The sequence below is a fragment of the Endozoicomonas sp. SESOKO1 genome, assembly GCF_024606265.1.
In the GTDB taxonomy this organism is placed as follows: Bacteria; Pseudomonadota; Gammaproteobacteria; order Pseudomonadales; family Endozoicomonadaceae; genus Endozoicomonas.
This window is the reverse complement of sequence record NZ_JAHHPP010000096.1, coordinates 1-2,777: the sequence shown is the minus strand read 5'-3', so window position 1 is coordinate 2,777 and position 2,777 is coordinate 1. Positions and strand designations below refer to the sequence as shown.

General features: G+C 47.2%; 6 protein-coding genes. 4 read left to right on the top strand and 2 right to left on the bottom strand.

The window, feature by feature from the left end; translation table 11 throughout:
* Positions 1 to 228: 228 nt before the first annotated feature.
* Positions 229 to 480 (bottom strand): BrnA antitoxin family protein, encoded by a 252-nt coding sequence (locus tag KDK13_RS05265; RefSeq protein ID WP_257266113.1) that lies wholly within the window; start codon positions 478 to 480, stop codon positions 229 to 231.
* A gap of 53 nt (positions 481 to 533) precedes the next feature.
* Positions 534 to 737, bottom strand: a complete 204-nt coding sequence (locus tag KDK13_RS19145; protein WP_373692211.1) for a BrnT family toxin — start codon at positions 735 to 737, stop codon at positions 534 to 536.
* A gap of 257 nt (positions 738 to 994) precedes the next feature.
* Here KDK13_RS19145 and KDK13_RS05260 point away from each other — a divergent pair, with 257 nt between their 5' ends.
* The 4 genes from KDK13_RS05260 to KDK13_RS05245 all read left to right on the top strand — a co-directional run bounded on the left by KDK13_RS05260 (position 995) and on the right by KDK13_RS05245 (position 2,758).
* A complete protein-coding gene (locus KDK13_RS05260; protein ID WP_257283898.1) occupies positions 995 to 1,279 on the top strand; it encodes a BrnT family toxin in 285 nt (94 codons plus the stop codon).
* Complete coding sequence (gene brnA / locus KDK13_RS05255) at positions 1,260 to 1,493, top strand: type II toxin-antitoxin system BrnA family antitoxin (RefSeq protein ID WP_257283897.1); 234 nt, start codon at positions 1,260 to 1,262, stop codon at positions 1,491 to 1,493. The genes KDK13_RS05260 and brnA overlap by 20 nt, the downstream gene beginning before the upstream one ends.
* Before the next feature lie 261 nt (positions 1,494 to 1,754).
* A complete protein-coding gene (locus tag KDK13_RS05250) occupies positions 1,755 to 2,345 on the top strand; it encodes a nucleotidyltransferase domain-containing protein (RefSeq protein ID WP_257283896.1) in 591 nt (196 codons plus the stop codon).
* On the top strand, positions 2,342 to 2,758 hold the full coding sequence (locus tag KDK13_RS05245; protein WP_257283895.1) for a hypothetical protein: 417 nt from the start codon (positions 2,342 to 2,344) through the stop codon (positions 2,756 to 2,758). Before KDK13_RS05250 ends, KDK13_RS05245 begins: the two co-directional genes overlap by 4 nt.
* The last annotated feature ends 19 nt before the right edge of the window (positions 2,759 to 2,777 follow it).

Sequence of the window (2,777 nt, the reverse complement as noted above, 5' to 3'; positions counted from 1 at the left end):
TCACATATGGAGCTAACGGCAAAATTTGGAGAGCAGAAGAAAAAAATAAGGGTCATGAGAAAAAGATATTTGCACAATCAAAGACCTGACCCCAGCTTTCTTGACCCCAGCTTTCTGGATTTCAACGAATGATTTCAGTTCATAGAACCTCCCACATTCTCAGGCTTAGCCTGTCGCAAGAAAGACCTGACCCCGATTTTGACCCCGATTTTCTTTAACACCCGTGGTTCAGCGGTTCTGGTGAGTTTCCATATATTTTCTCAGCAAATTGTTTATGCGGGTCTGATATCCCTGCCCCTGCCCCTTGAACCATTCCAGAACGTCGGCATCCAGTCGGATAGTCACTGGTTTTTTCACCGGTAGGTGCAGCTCGGCCTGTTGGAAAAAATTATCGTCCAGTTCAGGTATATCAGAAGTGTCGATGTCCTCGTCACTCATGGCATTGAGGCGCTCCCAGTCAGTGCCGGATGTTTTCTTCATAGTGTTGAACCTCTTTCCTGGTGGCTTTTCGGGCTGAGATGATCCGTAATACATCATCCACTCGTTCGGTGTAGACCACTACGCCGGTGAGGTGGTGAATACGGCCAATGGGCTACCCAGCGTTCTTCGCCATAATCGGCCCGATCATCGACCCTGCTGAGCATGGGGTGATTGAATATATCGACAGCGTCCTCAAAGGCAATGCCGTGTTTGTGAATATTTGCCTGATTCTTGTCTTCATCCCATTCACATTGCATGGTGATTTCAGTATTTACATTTGTACATACGCTCAGAGGTTAGCACTTACTTTGAACAAGTGAAACCAAAGGACAAGCCTGTCACATCAGGATAATAACTTCTTTACGTTTTTATAAAACGGGGGGCAAGTCTTGGTTCTTGAATAATGTCAATGCTCATTCGTTCAAGAATCAAGCCCCCGATTTTTTTCTCTTTCTTTCTTGGAGTGAAAAAAGGTATATAATGCCCTATATTTATGGTGGCCTGTAGATATATATTGGATACCAGAACAACCATGTTTGAGTATGATCCGGCAAAAAGTCTCAGCAATCTGGAAAAACATGGCATTGATTTCGATCAGGCCAAGAGCCTCTGGCTGGATGAAAACCGAGTGGTCATCAAGACCTTGATTTCTGATGAACCTCGTTTCCTGCTCATTGCCAAATACGCAGGAAAACACTGGACTGCCGTATTTACGCAACGTAATGATAAAACCCGAATTATTTCGGTACGTCGCTCAAGACCCAAAGAGATAGCCGCCTATGAAAGCCAAAGAATTTGATCAGGCCTTTGATGAAGGCCACGACAGCATTGATGAAAATATTGACTGGTCCAGCGCTCAACGTCCCGCCCTGGAAACCCGTCGCATCAATATCGACTTTCCTGAGTGGATGATCACTGCCCTTGACCGCGAGGCCGCCAGGCTTGGTATTGCCCGGCAAGCTGTGGTCAAAACCTGGCTGGCAGAAAGGCTGGATCAGGGAAGGCGGGGATAAGGGCGCAGGCCGCTTCCCGTAAAAGATATGAGCTGAGCTTTTTCGGGCAGCGGGAAGCGGGTGGCGTCAATCACGCCCTCCTGAAAAATAGTGAAAATAGTACACCCATAAATTCAAACATTAATGACATCCTTTTCCTTTCGGTTTCTGCCCCCCCGGTTCCTTGATAAAAAAACTGCAGAATCGGGTAAAAGCATCTTGATGAGTCCTAAAATGAGACCTATAGTACCCATAATGGGACTGAATAAAGGATAACCACTTTTGCCTGACATAGCCTCCGTATTGTTTACCAAAACCCAGCAGCGACTGCTGGCGCTGTTCTACGGCAAGCCCGACAACTCATTTTACCTGAACGAAGCAGCTCGCCTGGCTGGCGTTGGTAAAGGGGCCGTAGTACGTGAAATAAAGAAAATGACCGAAGCCGGGCTGCTAAACAGCTATCAACAAGGAAATCAGCAACACTACCAGGCGAACCCTGACAACCCTATATTTGAAGAGCTAACAGCCATTACCCGGAAAACCTTCGGGATTCATGGAGTAGTAAAAACCGCTTTGGAGCCTGTGCTCGGGCAGTGTGAACTGGCCTTTATCTATGGTTCTGTGGCAAAGGGTGAAGAGCACTCGGGCAGTGATATTGATGTTATGCTGGTGGGTCACGACCTGAGTTATGGTGACATCATGGCAAGGCTCGAATCCGCAGAGCAGCAACTGAGCCGAATCATTAACCCAACCCTGCTCACCCCTGATGAGTTTCAACAACGAAAAAACCAGAAGCAGAGTTTTATTACGCGCGTAATGGAACAGCCCAAACTGTGGCTGACCACAACACCAACGACAGGTGACAAACAATGAAAGAACTGGATAACCTGGTAAAAATAAACAAGCTCAAACCGGAGCCGCCGGATGCACAAGAATTTGCTGGTATGGTGAGGGCTGCTGAAACCAAACTGAAGGATGCGGTTATCAGCGAACTCTCTGTAGACAGCCAATTCTCCCTGGCATACAGTGCGGCGTATGCTTTGTCACTGGCTGCATTGCGCTGGCATGGTTACCGCTCAGAAAGTCGTTATCTCGTATTCCAATGCTTGCAGCATACATTAGGATTAAGCCGGGCTAAATGGCGGGTGCTTGATCAGTGTCATAATCAACGAAACCTGGCAGAGTATGAAGGACATCTGGACATCAACCCACAGTTGCTAAAAGAGCTGATCACGCTAACCCAGGAATTATTGCACCTTGTTAAAGAGCTGCCTGACATTAACTAAAAAGAACGGGGGGAGGGGT

Excerpts from the sequence above, each read along its gene's own strand:
- KDK13_RS05265 (WP_257266113.1), bottom strand. The coding sequence starts at position 480 with ATGAAGAAAACATCCGGCACTGACTGGGAGCGCCTCAATGCCATGAGT.
- KDK13_RS19145 (WP_373692211.1), bottom strand. The coding sequence starts at position 737 with ATGCAATGTGAATGGGATGAAGACAAGAATCAGGCAAATATTCACAAA.
- brnA (WP_257283897.1), top strand. The coding sequence starts at position 1,260 with ATGAAAGCCAAAGAATTTGATCAGGCCTTTGATGAAGGCCACGACAGC.
- KDK13_RS05245 (WP_257283895.1), top strand. The coding sequence starts at position 2,342 with ATGAAAGAACTGGATAACCTGGTAAAAATAAACAAGCTCAAACCGGAG.